We start from the raw sequence: 26,374 nt of genomic DNA on the forward strand, positions 1-26,374 counted from the left end.
ACTCGCACACACGCCATGACCGATCACACCATGCGCCTTGCCGGCCTCGAGCCGTTCAACGTCACGTCCGGGACACTCTTCATCAACGTTGGCGAACGCACCAATGTGACCGGCTCGAAGGCGTTCGCGCGAATGATCCTGAACAATCAGTTCGACGAAGCATTGGCCGTCGCGCGCCACCAGGTCGAGAACGGCGCGCAGGTAATCGACATCAACATGGACGAGGCGATGCTCGATTCGAAAGCGGCAATGGTCCGCTTCATGAATCTGATCGCGTCGGAGCCGGACATCGCGCGTGTGCCGATCATGATCGACTCGTCGAAGTGGGACGTGATCGAGGCGGGTCTCAAGTGCGTGCAGGGCAAGGCGATCGTCAACTCGATCTCGCTGAAGGAAGGCAAGGAAGCGTTCGTTCATCATGCGAAACTGATTCGCCGCTATGGCGCGGCCGCCGTCGTGATGGCGTTCGACGAACAGGGCCAGGCCGATACGTTCCAGCGCAAGACCGGGATTTGCAAGCGCTCGTACGACGTGCTCGTCAACGAAGTCGGCTTTCCGCCCGAGGACATCATCTTCGATCCGAACATCTTTGCGATCGCGACCGGCATCGAGGAGCACAACAACTATGCGGTCGACTTCATCGAAGCGACCCGCTGGATCAAGCAGAACCTGCCGTACGCGAAGGTGAGCGGCGGCGTGTCAAACGTGTCGTTCTCGTTCCGCGGCAACGATCCGGTGCGCGAGGCGATTCACACCGTGTTCCTCTATCACGCGATCCAGGCGGGGATGGACATGGGCATCGTCAACGCGGGCCAGCTAGGCGTGTATGCCGAGCTCGATCCCGAACTGCGCGAACTCGTCGAAGACGTCGTGCTGAATCGCCGTCAAGACGGCACCGACCGCCTGCTCGAAGTCGCCGACAAGTTCAAGAGCGGCGCCGCGAAGAAGGAAGAGAACCTCGAGTGGCGCAACCAGCCGGTCGAGAAGCGTCTCGCGCATGCGCTCGTGAGCGGCATCACCACGTTCATCGTCGAAGACACCGAGGAAGTGCGCGCGAAGATCGCCGCTGCAGGCGGCCGTCCGATCAACGTGATCGAAGGTCCGCTGATGGACGGCATGAACATCGTCGGCGACCTGTTCGGCCAGGGCAAGATGTTCCTGCCGCAGGTCGTGAAGTCGGCCCGCGTGATGAAGCAGGCGGTCGCGCATCTGATCCCGTTCATCGAGGAAGAAAAGCGCCAGCTCGCGGCCGCCGGCGGCGACGTGCGCGCGAAGGGCAAGATCGTCATCGCAACCGTGAAAGGCGACGTGCACGACATCGGCAAGAACATCGTGTCGGTGGTGCTCCAGTGCAATAACTTCGAAGTGGTCAACATGGGCGTGATGGTCCCGTGCAGCGAAATCCTTGCGAAGGCCAAGGTCGAGGGCGCGGACATCATCGGGCTGTCGGGCCTGATTACGCCGAGTCTCGAAGAAATGGCCTACGTCGCATCGGAAATGCAGCGCGACGACTACTTCCGCGTCAAGAAGATTCCGCTCCTGATCGGCGGCGCGACGACCTCGCGTGTGCACACGGCGGTGAAGATTTCTCCGCACTACGACGGGCCGGTGGTCTACGTCCCGGACGCGTCGCGCTCGGTATCGGTCGCCTCGAGCCTGCTGTCCGACGAGGGCGCCGCGAAGTACATCGACGAACTGAACGCCGACTACAACCGCATCCGCGATCAGCACGCGAACAAAAAAGCACAGCCGATAGTCACGCTCGCGCAAGCGCGCGCCAATAAGACGAAGATCGACTGGGCAGCCTATCAGCCGGTCAAGCCGAAGTTCATCGGCCGGCGCGTGTTCAAGAACTTCGATCTGAACGAGCTCGCGAACTATATCGACTGGGGTCCGTTCTTCCAGACGTGGGATCTCGCCGGCCCATATCCGGCGATTCTCAACGACGAGATCGTCGGCGAATCGGCGCGGCGCGTGTTCTCCGACGGCAAGTCGATGCTCGCGCGCCTGATTCAGGGCCGCTGGCTGCAGGCCAACGGCGTGATCACGCTGTTGCCGGCCAACACGGTGAACGACGACGACATCGAAATCTACACGGACGAATCGCGCACCGAAGTCGCGCTGACGTGGCGCAATCTGCGTCAACAGAGCGTGCGGCCGGTGGTCGACGGGGTGATGCGACCGAACCGCTCGCTGGCCGACTTCATCGCGCCGAAGGACTCGGGCGTCGCCGACTACATCGGCATGTTCGCGGTGACGGCGGGTCTTGGCGTCGACGTGAAGGAGAAGCAGTTCGAGAAGGATCTCGACGACTACAGCGCGATCATGCTGAAGGCACTCGCGGACCGGCTCGCCGAAGCATTCGCCGAAGCGTTGCACGCGCGCGTGCGGCGCGACCTGTGGGGCTACGCGAACAGCGAAACCCTCTCCAACGACGAGCTGATCGCCGAAAAATACCGCGGCATCCGCCCGGCGCCAGGCTATCCGGCCTGCCCCGACCATCTCGTCAAGCGCGACATGTTCGACGTGCTGCAGGCGAACGAAATCAACATGAGCGTGACCGAATCGCTGGCGATGCTGCCGGCCGCGAGCGTATCGGGTTTCTACCTCGCGCATCCGGACAGCACCTATTTCTCGGTCGGCAAGATCGGCGCGGATCAGCTCGACGACTACGCGCAGCGGATGTCGCTCACGAAAGCGGACGCCGAGCGCGCGTTGGCGCCGTTGCTTTGAGCGTGAAGCGATACGTGGCCGGGCCGTGCGGCCCGAGCCGCGCGTGCGCGACTATATCGAGTCCGAAAGACTGAATATTTGGCGCCGCGACAATTTCGGCTTTGTAGACTGAGTCGGCTTTCATCCCGTCAGGCGCGAGCACAACGCGCCGGCTTACCGAGATTGCAACCGTCAACGGAGAAAAATCGTATGAAGAAGCTGACACTGTTATTGACCGCTGTTTCGCTGGCCGCGGGCGCTTCCGTGGCGCTCGCACAACCCGCCGCGCCGGGCGGATCGAGCGCGGTCAGCTCCTACTCGCCCCCCACCGAGGCGCATGTCAAAAAGGCGAAGAAGCAAAAGATGAAGAAAGGCGCGGCAGCGTCGGCGGCCCCCGCGAGCCAGTGAGCGGCGAGGCGGACAAGCCCTCTGAATGACAAAGAGCCCGCGTCAAGCGGGCTCCTTTCTTTGAGTGCGCCCCAAAAGCGCTTATGAAGGCCTTCCGAGACCGGGCCGCGGCGCTCGGGGCCCAGCAGAAATCAAAGCCCCCAGACGATATCCGCATTTTCCTTCTGCGCCGCGCGCAGCATGTCGAGGAACGGATACGCGCGCTGCGCGAGACCGGGCGGAATCTCGTGACGATCGCGGCCGTCTTCGCCCTCGTGGAAGTGGCCCTCGTGCTCGGCGCGCTCCTGCTTGTCGGAGGTGATCGCCGCTTCGAGCTTCTCGATGGCCGGGCCCAGTTCGTCGTGAGTAATGACGCCCCTCTGCCCAAGGCGTTTGCCGACAATGCCGACCAGATACTGCGCCAGATTCTCCAGCATCATCACGTCCGGGCAGGCGTGGCACTTGAAAGTAATCAGCATGACTGTTCCCTTTTTCGTTATGTCGGGCTAACGCATGAGCGTCCCAAGGGCGGCAACAGCGCGCGCCTGACGTGGCGCCGGCAAGGCGCGGCGGCCACAGCCCCTCGTGGGCAACTCATTGAACATATTAGCACCTGCTAAAATCCGTCTGAACGGAAAAGCGCGCCGCCCAGCGCCACGTATGGCAAGGCTCGACGAGCATCGCGCACGTGTGCAGGCGGGGGCGTCGAACCATCGGCCGCAATCCGCATGCCGCGCGAGCCTGCGTGCCGGCGGGCCGCCGAGCGGAGCCCACCGCGTTGCGCTGCTTGCGTTGCGTCTCGTCGCATCGCCTGGGGGACAGTCTGCCGGCAGCGGGGCCATCAGCGCCGCAAAGCGCGGCGGCGTTCTACACTTGCGACATCGGCCTCGGCCGGCGCCTCTTCCGCCTTACCGGATTGCCTCACTGGACTCGCAACAAGCATGCTGCCCGCACATAAACACACACTCGAAACACTGCTCGCCGAGACGGTGAAGCAGGTCGCAACTGCCACCCAAGGCGCGACGGAAGCCGCCTTCGTCTCGCCCGCCATCGCGCTGGAGCGCCCGAAAGTCGCCGCGCACGGCGACGTCGCGTGCAATGTCGCGATGCAGCTCGCCAAGCCGCTGCGCGCCAATCCGCGCCAGCTCGCGCAACAGATCGTCGATGCACTGCTCGTCAATCCGCAGGCCAAAGGCCTGATCGACACCGCCGAAGTGGCGGGCCCCGGCTTCATCAACCTGCGGCTCACGGCCGCAGCCAAGCAAGGCGTGATCGCCGCGGTGTTCGCCGAGAAAGACGCGTACGGTCGCTCGCGGCGCGACGCCGGCAAGCACGTGCTGATCGAGTTCGTGTCCGCCAACCCCACCGGCCCGCTGCACGTCGGCCACGGCCGCCAGGCCGCGCTCGGCGACGCGCTCGCGAACGTGCTCGCGTCGCAGGGCTGGGACGTGCACCGCGAGTTCTACTACAACGACGCCGGCGTGCAGATCCACACGCTCGCCCTGTCGACCCAGGCACGCGCACGCGGCCTCGCCCCCGGCGACGAAGGCTGGCCCGCGTCGGCCTATAACGGCGAGTACATCGCCGACATCGCGAAAGACTATCTGGACGGCATCACGGTCGCGGCGAGCGACGGCGAGCCCGTCACCGGCGCGCGCGACGTCGATGACCTCGAGGCGATCCGCCGCTTCGCGGTCACGTATCTGCGTCGCGAGCAGGACATGGACCTGCAGGCGTTCGGCGTGAAGTTCGACCAGTACTACCTGGAATCGTCGCTGTACACGGAAGGCCGCGTCGAGAAAACGGTCGACGCGCTGATCGCCGCGGGCAAGACCTACGAGCAGGAAGGTGCGCTGTGGCTGCGCACCACCGACGACGGCGACGACAAAGACCGCGTGATGCGCAAGACCGACGGCACCTACACGTACTTCGTGCCGGACGTCGCCTATCACGTCGCGAAGTGGGAGCGCGGCTTCACCAAGGTCATCAACGTGCAGGGCTCGGATCACCACGGCACGATCGCGCGTGTGCGCGCAGGTCTGCAGGGTCTCGGCATCGGCATTCCGAAGGGCTACCCCGACTACATCCTGCACAAGATGGTCACGGTCATGCGCAACGGCGAAGAGGTGAAGATCTCGAAGCGCGCGGGCAGCTACGTGACGGTGCGCGACCTGATCGAATGGTCAGGCGGCGCGACGCCGGGCTCGGAAGCGGCCGTCGATCTGATCGACGAGGAAACCATTCGCCGCGGCCGCGACGCAGTGCGCTTTTTCCTGATCTCGCGCAAGGCGGACACCGAGTTCGTGTTCGACATCGACCTCGCGCTGAAGCAGAACGACGAGAATCCGGTGCACTACGTGCAGTATGCGCACGCGCGCATCTGCTCGGTGATCGCCGAGTGCAACGCGCGCTACGGCCTGGACGAGAACGCGCTCGCAAGCGTGGAGCTCGCGCCGCTGACAAGCGAGCGCTCGATGGCGCTGCTCAACAAGCTCGCCGAATTCCCGGACATGCTGCAGCACGCCGCCGACGAACTCGCGCCGCACGCGGTGGCCTTCTACTTGCGCGAACTCGCCGGCGAATTTCACTCGTTCTACAATGACCGTGCCGAGCGCGTGCTGGTCGACGATGCGGCCGAACGCAACGCTCGCGTCGCGCTGCTCGCGGCCACGCGCCAGGTGCTGGCCAACGGTCTCGCGACGATCGGCGTCTCCGCTCCCGTCAAGATGTAACTCCTCTAGCGTAATATGCGCGCGGCCGTCGTTATAATCGGCGGCCGTTCCTGGATTCTTTTTGCAGGTGATTCGTACGATGGCAAAACCACGCCGCACAACAAAGCAATCGAAGCAAACCGGGGGCACTTTTCTCGGCATCGTGCTGGGCCTGATCGTCGGCCTGGCGATCGCGGTAGTGGTGGCGCTGTATATCACCCGTGCACCTACGCCGTTCGTGTCGAAGGTCGCGCCGCCAGCGGCGACCGACAACGGTGCGAGCCAGGCGCAATACGATCCGAACCGTCCGCTGCAGGGCAAGACGCCGGGCCAGCCGGTGCCGCAGGCCGCGCAACCGGCTCCGCCGAACACCGCGCCGGGCCAGACCAACGCCCAGACCCAGTCGGGCATGCTCGAAGAACCGCAGATCGTCGAAGTGCCGCCGTCGACTGGCAACGCAAATAACAACGGCACGGCGGTCGCGCCGAATCCCGCGCAAGAGAACGGCACCGGCGGCATCGTCGCGCCGGCGCCGGCGAAGAAGCCGCAGACGTCGAGCGCGCCCGCCGCCACCGCGGCAGGCTCCGCGCCTAAGAGCCCGAACGCGACCACGGCCGCCAACGCCAAGCCGGGCTCGGCTGCCGCTCCGGCACCGGGCGAGGCGAACACCGGCTATTTCCTGCAGGTCGGCGCGTACAAGACCGCCGCCGATGCCGAACAGCAACGCGCGCGCCTCGCGTTCCAGGGCTTCGAATCGAAGGTCACCCAGCGCGATGCCGGCGGCGTCACGTACTACCGCGTGCGCATCGGGCCGTTCTCGAAGTTCGAGGACATGAATTCGAGCCGTCAGCGTCTGTCGGACGCGGGTGTCGATACCGCGGTGATCCGCTTCACCAAACAATAAATAAACGGTAATGCCGGCTCGCGCGGTGCGTCGAACTATCCGCGCGGCGCGCGGGTCACAAGCACGATGGCCGCTTCGACCTGTATTGTGGCGGGCGGCCACACCGAATCCGACCAGCGGCGACGGGCCTTTCGCATGGCGTCGCCGCGCTACCGCCTTATCTAGGTCTACACAACATGAAAAAGCTGCTGAGCATCCTGTTTCTCTCGCTGGGCCTGATCGGGGCCAGCGCGCATGCGTCGCCGACCGCGCCGGTTGCCGGCAAGGACTACACCGTGCTGGCCTCGCCGCAACCGACCGACGTGCCGGCCGGCAAGATCGAAGTCACCGAATTCTTCTGGTACGGCTGCCCGCATTGCAATGAATTCGACCCGTTCCTCGAAGCCTGGGTCAAGAAGCAGGGCCCGGACGTCGTGTTCCGCCGCGTGCCGGTCGCCTTCCGCGACGACTTCATCCCGCACTCGAAGATGTACCACGCGCTCGACGCGCTTGGCGTCGCGAACGAACTGACGCCGAAGGTGTTCAACGAAATCCACGTCAACAAGAACTATCTGCTGACGCCGGAAGACCAGAGCAAATACCTCGCGACGCTCGGCGTCGATCCGAAGAAGTACATGGAAGCGTACAACTCGTTCTCGACGCAAAGCGCGCTGCAGAAGGACAAGAAGCTGCTCGACGACTACAAGATCGATGGCGTGCCCACGCTCGCGGTGCAGGGCAAGTATGAAACCGGCCCGGCCGCGACGGGTACCCTGCCGGGCACGATCCAGGTGCTCGACTACCTCGTCTCACAAGTCCGCGCCAAGAAGATGTAATCACGAGGCGCCGGTATGACCTCTCCGCTGAAGGTTTTCATTACCGGCGCTTCGAGCGGCATCGGCCTCGCGCTCGCCGGCGAATACGCACGGCGCGGCGCGATTCTCGGCCTCGTCGCCCGCCGCGGCGACGCGCTCGCCGCGTTCCAGCGGTCCCATCCCCAGAACACCGTCTCGATCTATGCAGTCGACGTGCGCGACGCGGAAGCGCTCGCCGATGCGGCCGCGCGCTTCATCGCCGCGCACGGCCTGCCGGACGTCGTGATCGCCAACGCCGGGATCAGCCGCGGCGCGCTGGCGGGTCACGGCGATCTGCGCACGTTCCGCGAGGTGATGGACATCAATTACTTCGGCATGGTCGCGACGTTCGAGCCATTTGCCGCCGCGATGGCCGCATCGAAGCGCGGCACGCTGGTCGGCATTGCGAGCCTCGCGGGCGTGCGCGGCTTGCCCGGTTCGGGCGCGTACAGCGCGTCGAAATCGGCGGCCCTGAAGTATCTCGAGGCGTTGCGCGTCGAGATGCGGCCGTTCGGCGTCGGGGTCGTCACGATCGCGCCTGGCTATATCCGCACGCCGATGACCGAGCACAATCCGTACAACATGCCGTTCCTGATGGACGCCGACCGTTTCGCGGCGAAGGTCGCGCGGGCGATCGAACGGCAGACATCGTTCGCGGTGTTTCCGTGGCAGATGCGCGTGGCCGCGATGCTGCTGCATGTGCTGCCGCGCTGGCTCTACGACCGCGTGTTCGAACGCGCGCCGCGCAAGCCGCGCGCCGCCACCGAGTAAGCTATGCAGTCCCGTGTCGTCGATGCAGCCGGCGTCGCGCACGAATCCGCGGGCACCGACGCGCGCATCGTGTCGCTGGTGCCGAGCCTCACCGAAACGCTGTTCGCGCTCGGCCTCGAGCGGCAGATCGTCGGGCGCACCGGCTTTTGCGTGCATCCGCGCGACAAGGTCCGGGCGGTGCCGAAGGTCGGCGGCACGAAGGCCGTCAAACTGGACGCGATCCGCGCGCTGCGCCCCACCCATCTGATCGTCAATGTCGACGAGAACGAACGCGACACCGTCGAGCAACTGCGCGCGTTCGTGCCGCACATCGTCGTCACCCATCCGCAGACGCCGCGCGACAACCTCGCGCTGTTCGCGCTGCTCGGCGCGATCTTCGGACGTGAAGAAGAAGCGCGGCGCTTGAGCAACTCGCTCGAAGCGCGTCTGCGCGAAGCCGCCGCTCACGCCTTCGCCGCGCAGAGCGTGCTGTACCTGATCTGGCGCGAACCGTGGATGAGCGTCGCACGCGACACGTACATCGCCGCGATGCTGCGCCTCGTGAACTGGCATACGCTGCCCGACGTGCGCGGCGGCAGCGCGGGCGCCGCGCGTTACCCCACGCTCGACTTCGACGACGCGCCGTGGCTCGCGCAGGTCGAGCGCGTGCTGCTGTCGAGCGAGCCGTACCGTTTCACGGCCGCGCATCGCGATGCGCTCGCGCGCGATCCGCGCCTCGCCGGCAAGCGCATCGATCTGATCGACGGGGAAATGACGTCGTGGTACGGCGTGCGCGCAATAAGTGGCATCGGCTACCTGCTGCGTCAGGCCGCCGCAGCCTGAGGCGGCAGCACGGGCGCGCCGCCCCCATATGGATATGTCGATTAAAGTGTTGTCGCCAAAATGGCCCTTCGATAAGCTTGCGCGAAGGCGCGCCGCCGGCCAGGCCTCGAAGGCCGGCCCCCAGGCCTCAGGCCGGGATCGCCCGACCTGTACGACGGCGCCGGGAACGTATCACAATCGTGGCGACGCGCGCGTCGGGACCGCTGACCTGCCCGCTCACGCGTCGCCGCCATAAACACAACCAGACGCACTGCCTGACTGCGCTCGTTACCGGAGATCCCATGCGCTTCAAACTGCTCGCAGCCGCCATCCTGCTCACCGCGCCCGCGCTCGTGCTCGCCAAACCGTTGACCGTCTGTACCGAATCGAGCCCCGACGGCTTCGACGTCGTGCAGTTCAATTCGCTCGTCACGACGAATGCATCGGCCGACGTGATCTTCAACTCGCTGGTGTCGTTCGACGAAGCCGCGAAGAAGGTCGTGCCCGCGCTCGCCGACAAGTGGGAAGTGAGCCCCGACGGCCTGACGTACACGTTCCACCTGCGCCCCAACGTGCAGTTCCAAACCACCGACTACTTCAAGCCCACCCGCGCGCTGAATGCCGACGACGTGATCTTCACGTTCGACCGCATGCTCAACGACAGCAATCCGTGGCACAAGGTGGCGGGCGCGAGCGGCTTCCCGCATGCGCAATCGATGGGGCTGCCGAAGCTGATCAAGTCGATTACCAAGGTCGACGACGACACGGTCAAGTTCGAGCTGAACGAGCCGAACGCGACGTTCGTGCCGATCCTGACGATGGGCTTCGCGTCGATCTATTCGGCCGAGTACGCGGACCAGTTGCTGAAGGCCGGCAAGCAGGTCGATCTGAATGCGAAGCCGATCGGCACCGGCCCGTTCGTGCTGAAGAGCTATACGAAAGACGCGGTGATCCGTTATGACGCGAACCCAACCTACTGGGGGCCGAAGCCGAAGATCGAGCGCCTGATTTACGCGATCACGCCCGACGCGACCGTACGCGCGCAGAAGGTGAAGGCTGGCGAATGCGAGATCGCGCTGTCGCCGAAGCCGCAGGATCTCGCCGACGCGAAGAACGACAAGTCGCTCGCGATCGTGCAGACGCCCGCGTTCATGACGGCCTTCGTCGCGCTGAACACGCAGCAGAAGCCACTTGAAAACCAGAAGGTGCGCGCCGCGCTGAACATGGCGTTCGACCGCACGACATATCTGAAGACCGTGTTCGACAACACCGCGACGCCGGCCGTGAACCCGTTTCCGCCGAATACGTGGAGCTACAACCACTCGATCAAGGGCTGGCCGTACGACCCGGCGAAGGCGAAGAAGCTGCTCGCCGACGCGGGCTATCCGAACGGTTTTGAAACGACGATCTGGGTGCGTCCGAATGGCAGCGTGCTCAATCCCAATCCGAAGGCCGGTGCCGAACTCCTGCAGGCCGACTTCGCGAAGATCGGCGTGAAGGCGGACGTAAAGGTGATCGAATGGGGCGAGCTGATCAAGCAGGCGAAGCAGGGTCAGCATGACACGCTGTTCATGGGCTGGGCCGGCGACAACGGCGATCCGGACAACTATCTGTCGCCGCTCTTCAGTTGCAACGCGGTTAAGTCGGGCATCAACTTCGCGCGCTTCTGTAATCAGGATCTCGACAAGCTGATCGCCGACGGCAAGGCCACGGCCGATATCGCCAAGCGCACCAAAGCGTATGAAGCCGCGCAGCAGATCATCCACGACGAAGCGCTGTGGATTCCGCTCGGCTATCCGACCGCTGCCGCGATCACGCGCACGAACGTGAGCGGGTATCACGTGAGTCCGTTTGGTCGGCAGAATTTCGGGGCGGTGGTGGTGCAGTGATTTTGCACTGCGGTTAGCGCAGGCGGCCCTGCAAGAAAGCCCGGTTTTTGAACCGGGCTTTTTTATTCAACGCGTGAATTGGCTGACTGCATCTGACACTGCGTAACCCTTTTTCGACGTGATCTCGGGCCTTCTCGCCAGACCGATTCCTAATGCGATTTTCCTCAGGCAAGAAGCTGATAGTTGCTTGCAAAGCGAACTCAACAACCGGCGAGCCCAGCAACTACGCGACGCTGCCTCTGACTTGCCGTTGAAGTAGTTCGCACGAAAGGACGCCTGGCATCGTTGCGCCGCTCAGTGCCTCCGCGTAGCGCGGACCTATTCGTCCTCGTTTCTACGCCCGCAGCCAACGGCCGAGATCACACCGCCGCAAACCGAATCACCCCATCCGCATCCTGCGTCCGCTTCAAATCCCCCGCGCGCCACAGCAGATGCAAATGCGCGAGCGCCTCACCCATCGCGAATGTCATCTGATGGATATCGAGCTGGCGCTTGAACATCAACAGCACGATATCGGCGGCGCTGCGCGGCTTTTCCGCGCATGCTTCGCGCACTTCGGCGAGCCGCGCGTCGTGATGCTCGCGCAGTTGCTGAATGCGCGTGCGCGCGCCGCGAAACGGCTTGCCATGCGACGGCAGCACGAGCGTGTCTTCAGGCATCGTTTCGTAGCGGCCGAGCGACTCCAGATACAGTTCGAGCGGCGAACCCTCGGGCTCGATATCGAACACCGACACGTTGGTCGAAATGCGCGGCAGCACCATATCGCCGGAAATCAGCGTGCGGGTTTCCGCGCAGTGCAGCGCACAGTGTTCCGGCGAGTGGCCGAAGCCCGTCACCACGCGCCACGTCCTGCCGCCAATCCTCACGTCCTCGGCTTCGCGCAAACGACGGTATTGCCCCGGAATCGCCGGCACGAGGCTCGCGTAGTAGCTATTGCGATTGCGCAGTTTCTCGAGCGATTCGGCGTCGGTCAGACCGTGCCGCGCGAAGTGCCGCGCCGCCGCCTCGCCACCCGCGTTAGACCCATCGCCGGTTGCCATCACGCGCGCCTGCATGTATTCGCCGAGCGTCATCCACAGCCGCGCGTCCCAACGCTTTTTATCGCCACCGCCGCACACCCAATGCGCGAGGCCGATGTGATCCGGATGGCAATGCGTGACGATCACGCGCAGCACCGGCAGGCCGTCGAGCACCGATTCGAACACGCTCTCCCAATTCGCCTTGATCGTGTCCGACGTGATGCCGCAATCGACCACGGTCCAGCCTTGCTGGCCGTCGATCTCATCGCGCAGCAGCCACAGGTTGATATGGTCGAGCGCGAATGGCAGCGGCATGCGCAGCCAAAGGACGCCGGGCGCAACTTCCATCGTGCGGCCCGCGTCGGGCATCGTGTCGTTGAAGGGGTATTCGAGCTGGTGTTCGAGTGCATTCATGGGGACTGTCTTCCTCCGACGACCCTCCGGCATGGCGAGGTGTGCGATGCCGGTCGGCCTGGTTGTGGTTGCTTTCCGCTCAGGTTGACGATAACGTAAACGTCGATTCTATCGTCCAATCCGGTTTTGTGCCGGCCAAGCGGCTACGAGATGTCCCGATGAATACGCAATACACGATCACCGAGCTCGCGCGCGAATTCGACGTCACGCCACGCGCGATCCGTTTCTACGAAGATCAGGGTTTACTCGCACCGAGTCGCGAGGGTTCGAGCGGCTTGCGGCGCGTCTATTCGGGCCGCGACCGCACGCGTCTGAAGCTCACGCTGCGCGGCAAGCGGCTTGGCTTTACGCTATCGGAGATTCGCGACCTCCTGGACGCCTACGAATCGCCGACCGACACCGTGCCGCAACTGCACGCATTTCTCGCCACGGTCGCGCGTCATCGCGAAGTGCTCGAACGTCAGCGCGAAGATCTCGACGCCACGCTCGAAGATCTCGCGCAGTACGAAGCGCAGGCGCGCGCGCTGCTCGATGGCGCGAGGCACGACGCCAAGCCTGCCTGAAGCGGCCTGACTCTGACCGGCGTTTGCGGAGCGCGCGTGATGAATCACTTCCCCAAACTGTTATCGTCGCAAATCGGTTTCGACGTCGCGCAGACGATGCTCGAAGGGTTCGACCGTCACTACCGGATCTTTCGCGACGCGGCGATCCACGCGAAGACGCTGTTCGAAGCCGGCGACTGGCACGGCCTGCAAAAGCTCGCGCGAGACCGCATCACGTCGTACGACGATCGCGTGCAGGAATGCGTGCAGTTGCTCGAAGACGAGTACGACGCGGAGAACATCGACGGCGAAGTGTGGCAGCAGATCAAGCTGCACTACATCGGCCTCCTGACCACGCACCGTCAGCCGGAATGCGCGGAAACCTTCTTTAATTCGGTTTCCTGCAAGATTCTGCACCGCTCGTACTTCAACAACGATTTCATTTTCGTGCGCCCGGCGATCTCGACCGAATACATCGAGAACGACGAACCGGCCGCGAAGCCGACCTACCGCGCGTATTACCCCGGTACTGATGGACTTGCCACAACGCTCGAACGGGTCGTCACGAACTTCCAGCTCGATCCGCCGTTCGAGGATCTGACGCGCGACGTCGCCTGCGTGATGCAGTCGATTCGCGAAGCGTTCGGCGTGTTCGACGAAGCGCCGAACTTCCAGATTCACGTGTTGTCGTCGCTGTTTTATCGCAACAAGGCTGCATATGTCGTCGGGCGCATCATCAACGGCGAAGCGCTGCTGCCGTTCGCGGTGCCGCTGCGTCACGTGAAACCGGGCCTGCTCGCGCTCGACACCGTGCTGCTCAAGCGCGAGCAGTTGCTGATCATCTTCAGCTTCTCGCACTCGTATTTTCTGGTCGACATGGAAGTGCCGTCCGCGTATGTCGAGTTTCTGCGCACGATCATGCCGGGCAAGCCGAAGGCGGAAATCTATACGTCGGTGGGTCTGCAGAAGCAGGGCAAGAATCTGTTCTATCGCGATCTGCTGCATCACCTGAAGCATTCGAGCGACCGCTTCATCGTCGCGCCCGGCATCAAGGGGCTCGTGATGCTGGTGTTCACGTTGCCGTCGTTCCCCTATGTGTTCAAGCTGATCAAGGACAACTTTCCGCCGCCGAAGGAAACCACGCGCGCGCAGATCCAGCAGAAGTATCTGCTCGTCAAACGTCATGACCGGCTCGGCCGGATGGCCGACACGCTCGAATATTCGAGCGTCGCGCTGCCGCTCGCGCGGCTCGACGAAACGCTGTTGCGCGAACTCGAAAAGGAAGTGCCGTCGCTGATCGAGTACGACGGCGACAACCTCGTGATTCGCCATCTGTACATCGAGCGACGCATGGTGCCGCTCAATCTGTTCCTGCAGAACGGCAACGACGACGACGTCGAGCACGGCATCAACGAATACGGCAACGCGGTGAAGGAGCTGATCCAGGCGAATATCTTCCCCGGCGACTTGCTGTACAAGAACTTCGGTGTCACGCGACATGGCCGCGTCGTGTTCTACGACTACGACGAGATCGAATACCTGACCGACTGCAACGTGCGTGCGGTGCCGGCGCCGCGCAACGAGGAAGACGAAATGTCGGACGAGCCGTGGTATGCGGTCGGTCCGCACGATATTTTCCCGGAGACTTACGGCACGTTCCTGCTCGGCGATCCACGCGTGCGGCGCTCGTTCATGCGGCATCACGCGGATTTCTTCGAGCCCGAGCTGTGGCAGCGATACAAAGATTTTCTGTTGAAGGGCGATCTGCCCGATTTTTTCCCGTACGACCGGAGCGTGCGCTTTTGCGTGCGCTATCCGGAGCGGTTCGCCGAAGCAACCGATGCGCAGGCGAACGAGCCAGATGTGCGCGTGGCTTGATGAATCCCACGAGGGTTCGCAGCAGGCAACGCGCGGCGGTAGCCATCCAAGCTATGAAAGGAGCTGAACCATGAGTGACGCAAATCAAAGTGGTATTCACGCCGATCCGATCGTGATCGTCAGCGCGGCGCGTACGCCGATGGCCGGCTTTCAGGGCGACTTCGCGTCGCTGAGCGCGCCACAACTCGGCGCGGTCGCGATCAAGGCGGCAGTAGAACGAGCGGGGCTGAAGCCCGAGCAGATCGACGAAGCGGTGATGGGTTGCGTGCTGCCCGCCGGCCTCGGCCAGGCGCCCGCGCGCCAGGCCGCGCTCGGCGCGGGTCTGCCGCTCGCCACTGGCTGCACGACGGTCAACAAGATGTGCGGCTCCGGCATGCGGGCGGCGATGTTCGCGCACGACATGCTAGCCGCAGGTTCGCTCGACGTGATCGTCGCGGGCGGCATGGAGAGCATGACGAACGCGCCCTATCTGCTGCCGAAAGCGCGCGGCGGCATGCGCATGGGCCACGGCCAGGTGCTCGACCACATGTTCTACGACGGCCTCGAAGACGCCTACGACAAAGGCCGTCTGATGGGCGCGTTCGCCGAGGAATGCGCGGCGTCGTTCGACTTCACGCGCGAGGCGCAGGATGCGTTCGCGGTCGAGTCGTTGAACCGCGCAAAGCGCGCGAACGAGGACGGCTCGTTCGACTGGGAAATCGCGCCGGTCACCGTAGCGGCCCGCAACGGCGACGTCACGATCGCGCGCGACGAGCAGCCGTTCAAGGCCAATCTCGACAAGATACCCACGTTGAAACCCGCGTTCAGCAAGACCGGCACCGTGACGGCGGCGAACTCGTCGTCGATCTCGGACGGCGCGGCCGCGCTCGTGATGATGCGCGAGTCGACCGCGAAACGGCTCGGCGTGGCGCCGCTCGCGCGCGTCGTCGGTCATTCGACGTTCGCGCAGGCGCCCGCGAAGTTCACCACCGCGCCGGTCGGCGCGATCCGCAAGCTGCTTGGGAGGAACGGCTGGCGCGCCGGCGAAGTCGATCTGTACGAGATCAACGAGGCGTTCGCGGTCGTCACGATGGCCGCGATGAAAGAGCACGATTTACCGCACAACAAGGTCAACGTGAACGGCGGCGCGTGCGCGTTAGGCCATCCGATCGGCGCCTCGGGCGCGCGCATTCTCGTCACGCTGATCGGCGCGCTGAAGAATCGCGGGCTGAAGCGCGGTGTCGCGACGCTGTGTATCGGCGGCGGCGAGGCGACCGCGATGGGTGTCGAACTGATCTGACGCAGCCACCAAAACTTCGAGGAATACGATGAAAACAGTGTTGATCGTCGGTGCATCGCGAGGCATCGGCCAGGAATTCGTCCGGCAGTACAGAAAGAGCGGCTGGCGCGTGCTCGCGACCGCGCGCGACGGCGCCGCGCTCGACGCGCTCAACGAACTCGGCGCCGAAACCTTCGCGCTCGACGTCACCGCGCCCGAAGACATCGCGGCGCTCGGCTGGAAGCTCGACGGCGAACGGCTCGATGCCGCGATCCTGGTGTCGGGCGTGTACGGTCCGCGCACCGAAGGCATCGAAACGATCACCGCCGAGGACTTCGATCACGTGATGCACACGAACGTGCGCGGTCCGATGCAGCTGCTGCCAATCCTGCTGCCGCTCGTCGAGGAAACGGACGGCGTGCTCGCAGTGATTTCGAGTCGCATGGGCAGCATCGCCGACGCAAGCGGCACGACCGGCTGGCTATATCGCGCGAGCAAGGCTGCGTTGAACGACGTGCTGAAACTCGCGTCTCTCGACGCGCAGCGCGCAACCTGCGTGTCGCTGCATCCGGGCTGGGTGCGCACCGACATGGGCGGCGCGCAGGCCGCGCTCGATCCGGCGCACAGCGTCGCAGGCATGCGCGAGGTGCTGGCGCAGGCGGCGGCATCGCGCGACGCGTTCCACGGCCGCTTCTTTCAGCACGACGGCACGCAGCTCGACTGGTAGACAACTACGTTGCATGGGACCGGAGACACGCTCATGGTGCTTGATCAGGATCACTTGATGGTGCGCGACGCGCTGCGCACCTTCGTGCGCGAAGCGATCACGCCGTACGCGGCGCAATGGGACCGCGAGCGCAGCTTTCCGCGCGACGTGCACCGGCAGCTCGCCGAGCTCGGTGCTTATGGCGTGCTGGTGCCCGAAGCGTATGGCGGCGCCGGCATGGACGCTCTCGCGCTCGCGTTGATCCTCGAAGAAATCGCGGCCGGCGACGGCGGCACGTCGACCGCGATCTCGGTGAACAACTGCCCCGTGTGCAGCATTCTGCTCGCTTATGGCAACGACGCGCAGAAGCGCGACTGGTTGACGCCGCTCGCGCGCGGCGAGATGCTCGGCGCATTCTGTCTGACCGAGCCGCAAGCGGGCTCGGATGCGTCGGCGCTGCGCACCACCGCGACACGCGACGGCGACGCGTACGTGCTGAACGGCGTCAAACAGTTCATCACGAGCGGCAAGAACGGCGACGTCGCGATCGTGATGGCCGTCACCGACAAGGCCGCTGGCAAGCGCGGCATCAGCGCGTTCGTCGTGCCCACCGGCACGCCGGGCTACGTGGTCGCGCGCGTCGAAGACAAGCTCGGCCAGCATTCGTCGGATACCGCGCAGATCGTGTTCGAGGATTGCCGCGTGCCGGCCGCGAACCTGATCGGCGCGGAAGGCGAAGGCTACCGGATCGCGCTGTCGGGTCTCGAAGGCGGGCGCATCGGCATCGCTGCGCAAAGCGTCGGCATGGCACGCGCCGCGTTCGAGGCGGCGCTGACTTACGCAAAAGAACGCGAGAGCTTCGGCACGCCGCTGTTCTCGCACCAGGCGGTGCAGTTCCGTCTTGCCGAGATGGCGACCCAACTCGAAGCCGCGCGTCAATTGATCTGGCATGCGGCGTCGCTGAAGGACGCGGGCCAGCCGTGTCTGACCGAAGCCGCGATGGCAAAACTGTTCGCCTCCGAAGCGGCCGAGCGCATCTGCTCGGCCGCCCTGCAAATTCACGGCGGTTACGGTTATCTGAGTGACTTCCCGGTCGAGCGGATTTACCGCGACGTGCGCGTGTGCCAGATCTACGAAGGCACGAGCGACATCCAGAAGATCCTGATCGCTCGCGCGCTCAATTGAAATTTCAATGAACAAGCCATTGTTGTCACAGCAAAGACCTGTCGACTGTCCGTGCGGCGGCGCGGCGCCCGACGCACGCGGGGGCACCGCGACCAAAGCCCCGCGTTTCGCGCAATGCTGCGGCCGCTATATCGACGACGGCGAAGCGGCGCCGCGCGCGCTCGAACTGATGCGCTCGCGCTATAGCGCGTACGTGCTCGGTGCAACCGACTACCTGCGCGCGACGTGGGACTCCCGCACCTGCCCCGCCGATCTCGACGTCGATCCCACCGCGCCCGACGCGCCCCGTTGGCTCGGATTGCAGATTAAAGGCTTCGCCGAAAGCGATGCCGATCACGCGACCGTCGAATTCATCGCCCGCTACAAAGTGGGGGGACGTGCTTATCGGTTGCATGAATCGAGTCGATTCGTGCGCGGCGATGATGGCCGCTGGCGTTATGTCGATGGCGACGTCAATGAGTAAATGAAGAGCACGCGACGATTAAGTAATCGCTGCATTCCGCGCCGAAGCTTTCTCGTGCCTTTCACTCGCTCTCGACAAACTTTATAAAAGGCCTGTGCACAGGCCTCTTTTCGTTCCTTTCACGTGGGCTTCTTCGTTGGCCTCGCACCACAGCACTTACACGACCTTTACTCATCGCTTCCCGCCACATATCCCCGGCCCTTGCCCGGCAAGGCTTTGAAGCCTCGTTCGCACATGCAGCAATTTTTTCGTCACGGGTTCTCCTTGATTGCACAAAACAAAATTGTCGTGCCAGGATGAGTCCGTAGTTTCATGACGTCACATTGCGAGAGCGGGTCATACCGGCTCCGCAACATGCAAAGGAAGGCTGACCGGCCGCTAATCGAACGCGAGCCGCGCGGACTCCGGCAGCATCAGGTGACGTTCATCCTCGGCGCGTGGGGTCGCGTCGGCCGTTGGGTTCATCCCGTGTGATCTCGATTTGCGTGCGTGTGCTTCCCGCAACGTTCGCGAGTGAGTCTGTTTGTGTCGAAATCGCGAACGAAAGCTGAATGTCAGCAGCGTTTTGCGCAACCGGACAGCACGGAGTTCAGGACAGGTCTTTAAAGCAGGTGCGTCAATGGTGTTGAGCAAAGTTCTGACGAAGTGTGCGGCGATCTGCGCCGCGGCCACGTGTGCTGTCACGATCGCGCACGCCGATCCGCTCGCCTACTCGTCCCATTCCGCACATAACGCGACGCCGTCGAGCGACATCCAGGGACCGCTGTCGCGCGCCCGCGTGCCGCGCATCGCTCTGGACGACGACGTCTACCTGCCCACCGCTCACCTGAACGAAAAGATCATCCGCGTGCCGGTCGACGCCACCGGCACGGTCACGCTTGAAACCACGATCTACAAGCCGGACGGCCCCGGCCCGTTCCCGATGATCGTCTTCAACCACGGCAAGATTCCGGGCGACCCGCGTACGCAGGAACGCAGCGACCCGCTGGCGTTCGCGCGCGAATTCGTGCGCCGCGGCTACGTGGTCGTCGCGCCGAACCGCCAGGGCTTCGGTCACTCGGACGGCGTCTACGAGCAGGACGGCTGCGACGTCGAGCGCAACGGCCTTGGCCAGGCCAGCGACATCGCAGCGACGATCGATTACATGTCGAAGCAACCTTATGTCGACGCGACGCACATCGCGGTGGCCGGCACCTCGCATGGCGGTCTTGCGACGATCGCATACGGCACCGAAGCGGCGCCTGGCGTGCGCGCGCTGATCAATTTCTCGGGCGGTCTGCGCCAGGACGCCTGCGAAGACTGGCAAGGCAATCTGACGCGCGCATTCGGCGCGTACGGCGAAAAGACTGCGGTGCCGTCGCTGTGGCTCTATGGCGATAACGATTCGGTGTGGAACGCGCCGCTCGTCGCGGGCATGTACGCCGCGTACGGCGCACACGGCGCCAGCGTGAAGATGGTCGACTTCGGCCACTACAAGAACGACGCGCATCGGCTGGTCGGCGACCGCGACGGCGTGCACGTATGGTGGCCGGCCGTCGAAGCGTTCCTCGCGCGCGCCGGTATGCCGACTGCCGTGCAGTATCATGTCGCCGATCCGGCCGCGCCGAAGGCAACCGGATTCGCCGCGCTCGACGCGGTCGACTCGGTGCCGTACCTCGACAACGAGGGCCGCAATGGCTATCGCAACTTCCTGCATCAGTATCCGAGCCGCGCGTTCGCGGTGTCTGACTCGGGCGCGTGGTCGTGGGCCGAGGGCGGCGACAATCCGATGTCGGTGGCGGTGACGAATTGCCAGAAGCAGAGCTCCGATCCGTGCCGGTTGTATGCGGTCGATAACGCGGTCGTGTGGGGCAATCAGAACTCGCAGACGGCGGATGCGGGTGATGCCGATGCCAACGGCCGGAAAGCGATTGCGAGCCGGGAGTGAAGTACGAATAGAGGCGTGAATCGCGCCTGATTCTGATATGCCGCAAGCCCGCCGTATCGGCGGGCTTTTTCTTGTGCGCTCCGTTCCCCCGCAAAAAACACCTCGTCACCCCACATTCTGGCCAGTAACAGCCCATTACTTTGACGTCGCTATCTCCGTCGATTGGCGAGCTTCCCTCACGAAATCAAACCAGCTGCATCGAACGATGCTAAACCTCGATGCCACCGCGAAAAACGAGCATTTCGCGGTTGATGCGCGCGACCAAATAAACCGCTAATCTCGACCCCGCGCACTCGCCGAGGCTTGCGTGCGTGGCAAAAAAGCACCTTGGAGTACCTCTTTGGAAAAGTCAGCAGTCCCCCCGGTCGCCCCTGACGACTGGGTCGTCCGCAGCCTGCGCGCGGTGTGGCATCCGTGCACGCAGATGAAGCACCACGAACGCCTGCCGTTGATCCCCATCGCGCGCGGTCAAGGCGCGTGGCTGTACGATCGCGCCGGTCATCGCTATCTCGACGCGATCAGTTCGTGGTGGGTCAATCTGTTCGGTCACGCGAACCCGCGCATCAACGCGGCGCTGAAAGATCAGCTCGATACGCTCGAACACGCGATGCTCGCCGGCTGCACGCACGAGCCCGCCGTCGAACTCGCGGAACGTCTGCACGCGTTGACCGGCAACACGCTCGGCCACGCATTCTTCGCGTCGGATGGCGCGTCGGCGGTCGAGATCGCGCTGAAGATGAGCTTTCACAGCTGGCGCAACCAGGGCTACGCCGACAAGCAGGAATTCGTCTGCATCGCCAACAGCTATCATGGCGAGACGATCGGCGCGCTCGGCGTGACCGACGTCGCGCTGTTCAAGGACGCATACGACCCGCTGATTCGTCACGCCCACGTCGTCGCGTCGCCCGATGCGCGGCTCGCGCAAGCGGGCGAAACCGCCGCCGACGTCGCGCGCCGCGCGCTCGACAATGTGCGCGCGCTGTTCGAGGCGCGCGCGAACCGCATCGCCGCACTGATTGTCGAGCCGCTCGTGCAATGCGCGGCCGGCATGGCAATGCACGACGCGTCGTACGTCGCCGGATTGCGCGCGTTATGCGACCAGTACGCCGTGCATCTGATCGCCGACGAAATCGCGGTCGGCTGCGGCCGCACCGGCACGTTCTTCGCGTGCGAACAGGCGGGCGTGTGGCCGGACTTCCTGTGTCTGTCGAAAGGCATCAGCGGCGGCTATCTGCCGCTGTCGATCGTGCTGTCGCGCGACGAGATCTTCGCGGCCTTCTATCACGACGACACCGCGCGCGGCTTCCTGCACTCGCACTCGTACACCGGCAATCCGCTCGCGTGCCGCGCCGCGCTCGCGACGCTCGATCTGTTCACGAGCGACGACGTGCTCGCCGCCAACGCGCGCAAATCGGCGACCCTCGCGGCCGCGCTCGCGCCGCTCACCGAGCACGCGCAGGTGCGCAATCTGCGTCAGCGCGGCACGATCTTCGCGTTCGACGCAGTGATCGACGATCCTCAGCAAGCCAAAACGTTCTCGCGCCGCTTCTTCGAAAACGCGCTGCAACGCGAGCTGTTGTTGCGCCCGATCGGCACCACCGTGTACCTGATGCCGCCGTACATCCTCGACGACGAAGAACTCGCGCTGCTCGCCACGCGCACGCGCGACACCTTCGACGCCACGCTCGCGGAGGCCCGCTGATGCATCTGCTCGACACACTCGCCGAAGGCCTGAAGGAAATCGACGCGCGCGGCCTGCGCCGACGCCGGCGCACCGCAGACACACCATGCGCCGCGCACATGACGGTCGACGGCCGTGAAATCATCGGCTTCGCGAGCAACGACTATCTGGGCCTTGCCGCGCATCCGCAATTGATCGACGCGATCGCCGAAGGCGCGCGCCTGTATGGTGCGGGCAGCGGCGGCTCGCATCTGCTCGGCGGTCATTCGCGTGCGCATGCGCAACTCGAAGACCATCTCGCCGAATTTGCCGGCGGCTTTCTCGACGATGCCCGCGCGTTGTATTTCAGCACCGGCTATATGGCGAATCTCGCGACGCTGACCGCGCTCGCGGGCCGCGGCACGACGCTGTTCTCCGATGCGCTCAATCACGCTTCGCTGATCGACGGCGCGCGGCTGTCGCGCGCGGACGTGCAGATCTATCCGCACTGCGACGTGGATGCATTGAGCGCGATGCTCGAAGCGTCGGAGGCGGATGTCAAGGTGATCGTGTCCGACACGGTGTTCAGCATGGACGGCGACATCGCGCCGCTGCCGCGTTTGCTCGAACTCGCCGAGCGGCACGGCGCATGGCTGATCGTCGACGATGCGCACGGCTTCGGCGTGCTCGGTCCGCAAGGCCGTGGCGCGATCGCGCAGGCCGCGCTGCGCTCGCCGCATCTGATCTCGATCGGCACGCTGGGCAAGGCGGCGGGTGTCTCCGGCGCGTTCGTCGTCGCTCATGCGACCGTGATCGAATGGCTCGTGCAGCGTGCGCGTCCGTATATCTTCACGACCGCGTCGGTGCCGGCGGCCGCGCATGCGGTGTCGGCGAGTCTGCGCATCATCGGTGGCGAGGAAGGCGATGCGCGCCGCGCGCATCTCCAGCAACTGATCGAACGCACGCGCGCGATGCTGAAGGCGACGCCGTGGCTGCCCGTCGATTCGCATACGGCCGTGCAACCGCTGATCATCGGCGCGAACGATGCGACGCTCGACATCGCCGCGTCCCTCGATCGCGCGGGGCTGTGGGTGCCCGCGATCCGTCCGCCGACCGTGCCGACCGGCACGTCGCGTCTGCGCATCTCGCTGTCCGCCGCGCACTCGCATGCGGATCTCGACCGGCTCGAGGCCGGCCTGCAACAAGTCGGAGCGCGCGCGGCATGAGCAACTTGAATAACGATGACGGCGCGCTGTCGCTGTTCGTCACCGGCACCGATACGGAAATCGGCAAGACCTTCGTGTCGTCGGCGCTATTGCGCGGCTTCGTGCGCGAAGGGCTGCGGGCAGCAGCGATGAAGCCGATCGCGGCGGGCGCGTTCGAAGTGAACGGCGTACTGCACAACGAGGACGCGGATCAGCTCGACGCCGCGTCGAGCGTGCTGCTGCCGGCCGCCATGCGCACGCCGTATCTGCTGAAGGAACCGGCCGCGCCGCACATCGCGGCCGCGTTGGAAAACGTCTCGTTCGATCTCGAGCACATCGTCGCGTGCCACAGCCAAGCGCTGAAGCTCGCCGAGGTCGTCGTGGTCGAAGGTGTCGGCGGTTTTCGTGTGCCGTTGACCGCGACGCAGGACACCGCCGATCTCGCCGTCGCGCTGAAGCTGCCGGTGGTGCTGGTGGTCGGCATGCGGCTGGGCTGCATCAGCCACGCGCTGCTGACTGCCGAAGCGATCGCCGCGCGCGGTCTAACGCTCGCGGGCTGGGTCGCGAATCGCATCGACCCGGACATGACCTTTCCCGACGAAAACATCGCGTCGATTCGCGCGCATCTTGCGCAAGCGTACGACGCGCCGTTGCTCGGCGTCGTGCCGCATATCAGCCCACCGTCGCCGGAGCTCGCAGCGCAACAGCTCGACATTCGACGGCTTCTGCAAACGCTGCGCCAATTGCGCGCGGCATAGCGCTGCCCGCAGCGCCGAACCCAAATTCATCCGTTTACGAGGATCGATCACATGACACAACTGAATATCGCAGCGGGCACCGCCGAACCGAGCGCCGCCAACAGCAATCCGACCGCAGCCGCCACTGAAGCGAAGCCGCTCGCGCGCTGGCGCGTCGCCGATATCGTCGCGTTGTACGAACTGCCGTTCAACGACCTGCTGTTTCGCGCGCAGCAAACGCATCGCGAGCATTTCGACGCCAATGCGGTGCAACTGTCGACGCTGCTGTCGATCAAGACCGGCGGCTGCGAGGAGGATTGCGCATACTGTCCGCAATCGGTGCATCACGACACGGGTCTCGTGGCCGACAAGCTGATGCCGGTCGACGAAGTGCTCGCCGCCGCGCAGGTCGCAAAGCAGAACGGCGCGACGCGCTTTTGCATGGGCGCCGCGTGGCGCAATCCGAAGGACCGCCACCTGGAGCCGATCAAGGACATGATCCGCGGCGTGAAGGCGATGGGCCTCGAAACCTGCGTGACGCTCGGCATGCTCGAAACGCACCAGGCACAGGCGCTGCGCGATGCGGGCCTCGACTACTACAACCACAATCTCGATACGTCGCCGGAGTTCTACGGCCAGATCATTTCGACGCGCACGTATCAGGATCGGCTCGACACGCTCGAACGCGTGCGCGACGCGGGCATCAACGTGTGCTGCGGCGGCATCGTCGGTATGGGCGAATCGCGCCGCGAACGCGCGGGGCTGATCGCGCAGCTCGCGAACATGGAGCCGTATCCGGAATCGGTGCCGATCAACAATCTGGTGCAGGTGCAAGGCACGCCGCTGACCGGGACCGAAGCGATCGATCCGTTCGAATTCGTGCGCACGATCGCGATTGCGCGCATCACGATGCCGCGCGCGATGGTGCGTCTGTCAGCCGGCCGCGAGCAGATGGACGAGGCGTTGCAGGCAATGTGCTTCCTCGCGGGCGCGAATTCGATTTTCTACGGCGATCAGTTGCTGACCACGAGCAACCCGCAGGCGGAAGCGGATCGCAAGCTGCTCGCGCGCCTGGGGATTCGCGCTGAGGCTGCGCAGCAGATGCCGGTCGAGCAGAGTGGGGGCGAGCATGGGTGTGCGCATGGGCATGGGGATCACAGCGTGGCGAATTGAGTCGCGGAACTGTTTCGTCGATATGTCGCATGCGCCAGGCGTGTGCGAATAGAAAAGGCTGCCTCGTTTTGCGAGGCAGCCTTTTCTTTGACGCAAAACCCGGCGTCCCCCCATCGGAGAAGTGCGTGTCCTGCGCCTTTTGCCAGTTGCCGAACATCTCCTCCACCGTGAACGTCCTGATCGGCTTGAACTCGGCCGCGTGCTTCGCAAGCACGTTCTTGTCGCGCGGAAGCAGATGATGCTGAGCGATGATCTCCTGCGCGGCCGGCGACCACAGATAGTCGAGATACGCCTGCGCTTGCTTGCGCGTGCCACGCTTGTCGACGACCTTATCGACGATCGACACCGCTCACACGGGCGCATGCTGTGCGGTTTCGATCGCCTCTTCGCGAAAGCGCAGCGGCGCCGCGCAATGCACGAGCGTTTCGACAAAATACTTCGCGCGCGGCCACGGACCGAACCCCGCAGCCGTGTTGATATGCCCCGCATCGCCGAGATTGACGAACGCGCTGCCGAAACGCTGCGCGAGATCGCGCGCGTCGGCGAGCGTCATCCACGGATCGGTTTCGCTGCCGATCAAAATCGACGGCACGCCCAGACGTCGCGCGTCGAACGGTCCCGCGAATTCGAACCTGCGCGGACTCGCGGGCGCGACGAACAGCACGCCGACCACGTCGCTGGCAAGCGCGCCCTGCTGCAACGCATGCGCGGTCGCGAGGCAGCCAAAGCTATGCGCAGCCAGCACGAACGGACCGCGTTCGCGCGCGAGCAGATCGCACAACGACTTTGCCCATCGCGCGAGATCGGGCGCGTCCCAGTTGGCCTGCTCGACGCGCAACGAGCGCGCGAACTGCCGCTCCAGCCATGTTTGCCAATGCGCGCCTTCGCTGCCGTGCAAGCCGGGAACGGTGACGAGCCGTGGCGGCCAGCTCGACCGGGTGCATGAAAGCATGTGCGTGCCTCGCTGCGCAAGGAATCCAGGCAAGCATTGTCCCGCCCGGTCGCGTATCGATGAACCAAGTTTTTGTGCTTTCGTTATCGGGCAAACGAAGAAATGCGCGGGTACGCGCGAACTCGACGCCCACCACGGCATCCATCTCGAAGCGCACGTGCGTGCGCAAACGCGCGCGATTCGCGTCGAAAAAGTAGAATGAAGCCTATTCATACCGGGAGGAGACCCCCATCCCGCACGCGTCGTC

At 64.4% G+C, this 26,374-nt stretch carries 21 protein-coding genes and 2 pseudogenes; 19 read left to right on the forward strand and 4 right to left on the reverse strand.

Annotated features, from left to right (window positions below; all coding sequences use genetic code 11):
* Positions 1 to 3: 3 nt before the first annotated feature.
* Positions 4 to 2,733 (forward strand): annotated as a pseudogene (metH, locus tag OKW44_RS25835) (methionine synthase); the annotation flags it as partial.
* Positions 2,734 to 2,922: 189 nt separating this feature from the next.
* Positions 2,923 to 3,120, forward strand: coding sequence for a hypothetical protein (locus tag OKW44_RS25840; RefSeq protein ID WP_018419250.1), 198 nt, complete (start codon positions 2,923 to 2,925; stop codon positions 3,118 to 3,120).
* A gap of 131 nt (positions 3,121 to 3,251) precedes the next feature.
* Here OKW44_RS25840 and OKW44_RS25845 read toward each other — a convergent pair whose 3' ends face one another.
* Positions 3,252 to 3,578, reverse strand: a complete 327-nt coding sequence (locus OKW44_RS25845) for a DUF1840 domain-containing protein (RefSeq protein ID WP_018419249.1) — start codon at positions 3,576 to 3,578, stop codon at positions 3,252 to 3,254.
* A 462-nt stretch (positions 3,579 to 4,040) separates the two neighbouring features.
* Here OKW44_RS25845 and argS point away from each other — a divergent pair, with 462 nt between their 5' ends.
* The 6 genes from argS (at position 4,041) to OKW44_RS25875 (ending at position 11,008) form a co-directional block, all read left to right on the forward strand.
* The gene (gene argS, locus OKW44_RS25850; RefSeq protein WP_018419248.1) at positions 4,041 to 5,831 is read left to right on the forward strand and encodes an arginine--tRNA ligase; all 1,791 of its coding nucleotides are present in this window, start codon (positions 4,041 to 4,043) and stop codon (positions 5,829 to 5,831) included.
* A gap of 79 nt (positions 5,832 to 5,910) precedes the next feature.
* On the forward strand, positions 5,911 to 6,714 hold the full coding sequence (locus tag OKW44_RS25855) for an SPOR domain-containing protein (RefSeq protein ID WP_035470531.1): 804 nt from the start codon (positions 5,911 to 5,913) through the stop codon (positions 6,712 to 6,714).
* A gap of 176 nt (positions 6,715 to 6,890) precedes the next feature.
* The gene (locus tag OKW44_RS25860) at positions 6,891 to 7,529 is read left to right on the forward strand and encodes a thiol:disulfide interchange protein DsbA/DsbL (protein ID WP_018419246.1); all 639 of its coding nucleotides are present in this window, start codon (positions 6,891 to 6,893) and stop codon (positions 7,527 to 7,529) included.
* Positions 7,530 to 7,544: 15 nt separating this feature from the next.
* Complete coding sequence (locus OKW44_RS25865) at positions 7,545 to 8,318, forward strand: SDR family oxidoreductase (RefSeq protein ID WP_018419245.1); 774 nt, start codon at positions 7,545 to 7,547, stop codon at positions 8,316 to 8,318.
* Between the two features lie 3 nt (positions 8,319 to 8,321).
* Positions 8,322 to 9,140, forward strand: a complete 819-nt coding sequence (locus tag OKW44_RS25870; RefSeq protein WP_018419244.1) for a helical backbone metal receptor — start codon at positions 8,322 to 8,324, stop codon at positions 9,138 to 9,140.
* Between the two features lie 281 nt (positions 9,141 to 9,421).
* Entirely contained in the window at positions 9,422 to 11,008 is a 1,587-nt protein-coding gene (locus OKW44_RS25875) for an ABC transporter substrate-binding protein (protein WP_018419243.1), read from the forward strand.
* Between the two features lie 359 nt (positions 11,009 to 11,367).
* On the opposite strand, the gene OKW44_RS25880 is transcribed toward OKW44_RS25875, so the two are convergent.
* The gene (locus OKW44_RS25880; protein ID WP_018419242.1) at positions 11,368 to 12,441 is read right to left on the reverse strand and encodes an MBL fold metallo-hydrolase; all 1,074 of its coding nucleotides are present in this window, start codon (positions 12,439 to 12,441) and stop codon (positions 11,368 to 11,370) included.
* Positions 12,442 to 12,599: 158 nt separating this feature from the next.
* On the opposite strand from OKW44_RS25880, the gene OKW44_RS25885 reads away from it, so the two are divergent.
* The 11 genes from OKW44_RS25885 to bioB all read left to right on the forward strand — a co-directional run bounded on the left by OKW44_RS25885 (position 12,600) and on the right by bioB (position 25,175).
* Positions 12,600 to 13,004, forward strand: coding sequence for a MerR family transcriptional regulator (locus tag OKW44_RS25885; protein ID WP_018419241.1), 405 nt, complete (start codon positions 12,600 to 12,602; stop codon positions 13,002 to 13,004).
* Between the two features lie 39 nt (positions 13,005 to 13,043).
* On the forward strand, positions 13,044 to 14,861 hold the full coding sequence (aceK, locus tag OKW44_RS25890; protein ID WP_018419240.1) for a bifunctional isocitrate dehydrogenase kinase/phosphatase: 1,818 nt from the start codon (positions 13,044 to 13,046) through the stop codon (positions 14,859 to 14,861).
* Between the two features lie 70 nt (positions 14,862 to 14,931).
* Positions 14,932 to 16,140 carry an acetyl-CoA C-acetyltransferase gene (locus OKW44_RS25895; protein ID WP_018419239.1) on the forward strand — a complete coding sequence of 403 codons (1,209 nt, stop codon included), beginning with the start codon at positions 14,932 to 14,934 and terminating at the stop codon, positions 16,138 to 16,140.
* A gap of 28 nt (positions 16,141 to 16,168) precedes the next feature.
* Complete coding sequence (locus OKW44_RS25900) at positions 16,169 to 16,846, forward strand: SDR family oxidoreductase (RefSeq protein ID WP_018419238.1); 678 nt, start codon at positions 16,169 to 16,171, stop codon at positions 16,844 to 16,846.
* Between the two features lie 33 nt (positions 16,847 to 16,879).
* On the forward strand, positions 16,880 to 18,010 hold the full coding sequence (locus tag OKW44_RS25905; RefSeq protein ID WP_018419237.1) for an acyl-CoA dehydrogenase family protein: 1,131 nt from the start codon (positions 16,880 to 16,882) through the stop codon (positions 18,008 to 18,010).
* A 7-nt stretch (positions 18,011 to 18,017) separates the two neighbouring features.
* A complete protein-coding gene (locus OKW44_RS25910) occupies positions 18,018 to 18,473 on the forward strand; it encodes a YchJ family protein (RefSeq protein ID WP_018419236.1) in 456 nt (151 codons plus the stop codon).
* 619 nt (positions 18,474 to 19,092) lie between these two features.
* Positions 19,093 to 20,400 carry a dienelactone hydrolase family protein gene (locus OKW44_RS25915; protein WP_018419235.1) on the forward strand — a complete coding sequence of 436 codons (1,308 nt, stop codon included), beginning with the start codon at positions 19,093 to 19,095 and terminating at the stop codon, positions 20,398 to 20,400.
* 340 nt (positions 20,401 to 20,740) lie between these two features.
* Complete coding sequence (gene bioA, locus OKW44_RS25920; protein ID WP_018419234.1) at positions 20,741 to 22,102, forward strand: adenosylmethionine--8-amino-7-oxononanoate transaminase; 1,362 nt, start codon at positions 20,741 to 20,743, stop codon at positions 22,100 to 22,102.
* Positions 22,102 to 23,286 (forward strand): 8-amino-7-oxononanoate synthase, encoded by a 1,185-nt coding sequence (gene bioF, locus OKW44_RS25925; RefSeq protein ID WP_018419233.1) that lies wholly within the window; start codon positions 22,102 to 22,104, stop codon positions 23,284 to 23,286. The genes bioA and bioF overlap by 1 nt, the downstream gene beginning before the upstream one ends.
* Positions 23,283 to 24,023 carry a dethiobiotin synthase gene (gene bioD / locus OKW44_RS25930; protein WP_018419232.1) on the forward strand — a complete coding sequence of 247 codons (741 nt, stop codon included), beginning with the start codon at positions 23,283 to 23,285 and terminating at the stop codon, positions 24,021 to 24,023. Before bioF ends, bioD begins: the two co-directional genes overlap by 4 nt.
* A gap of 51 nt (positions 24,024 to 24,074) precedes the next feature.
* Entirely contained in the window at positions 24,075 to 25,175 is a 1,101-nt protein-coding gene (bioB, locus tag OKW44_RS25935; protein WP_018419231.1) for a biotin synthase BioB, read from the forward strand.
* 103 nt (positions 25,176 to 25,278) lie between these two features.
* Here bioB and OKW44_RS25940 read toward each other — a convergent pair.
* Positions 25,279 to 25,521, reverse strand: a pseudogene (locus OKW44_RS25940) (sulfate ABC transporter substrate-binding protein); the annotation flags it as partial.
* A gap of 3 nt (positions 25,522 to 25,524) precedes the next feature.
* On the reverse strand, positions 25,525 to 26,127 hold the full coding sequence (locus tag OKW44_RS25945) for an RBBP9/YdeN family alpha/beta hydrolase (protein WP_018419230.1): 603 nt from the start codon (positions 26,125 to 26,127) through the stop codon (positions 25,525 to 25,527).
* Positions 26,128 to 26,374 lie beyond the last annotated feature (247 nt).

The organism is Paraburkholderia lebeckiae (genome assembly GCF_050436325.1).
In the GTDB taxonomy this organism is placed as follows: domain Bacteria; phylum Pseudomonadota; class Gammaproteobacteria; order Burkholderiales; family Burkholderiaceae; genus Paraburkholderia; species Paraburkholderia tuberum.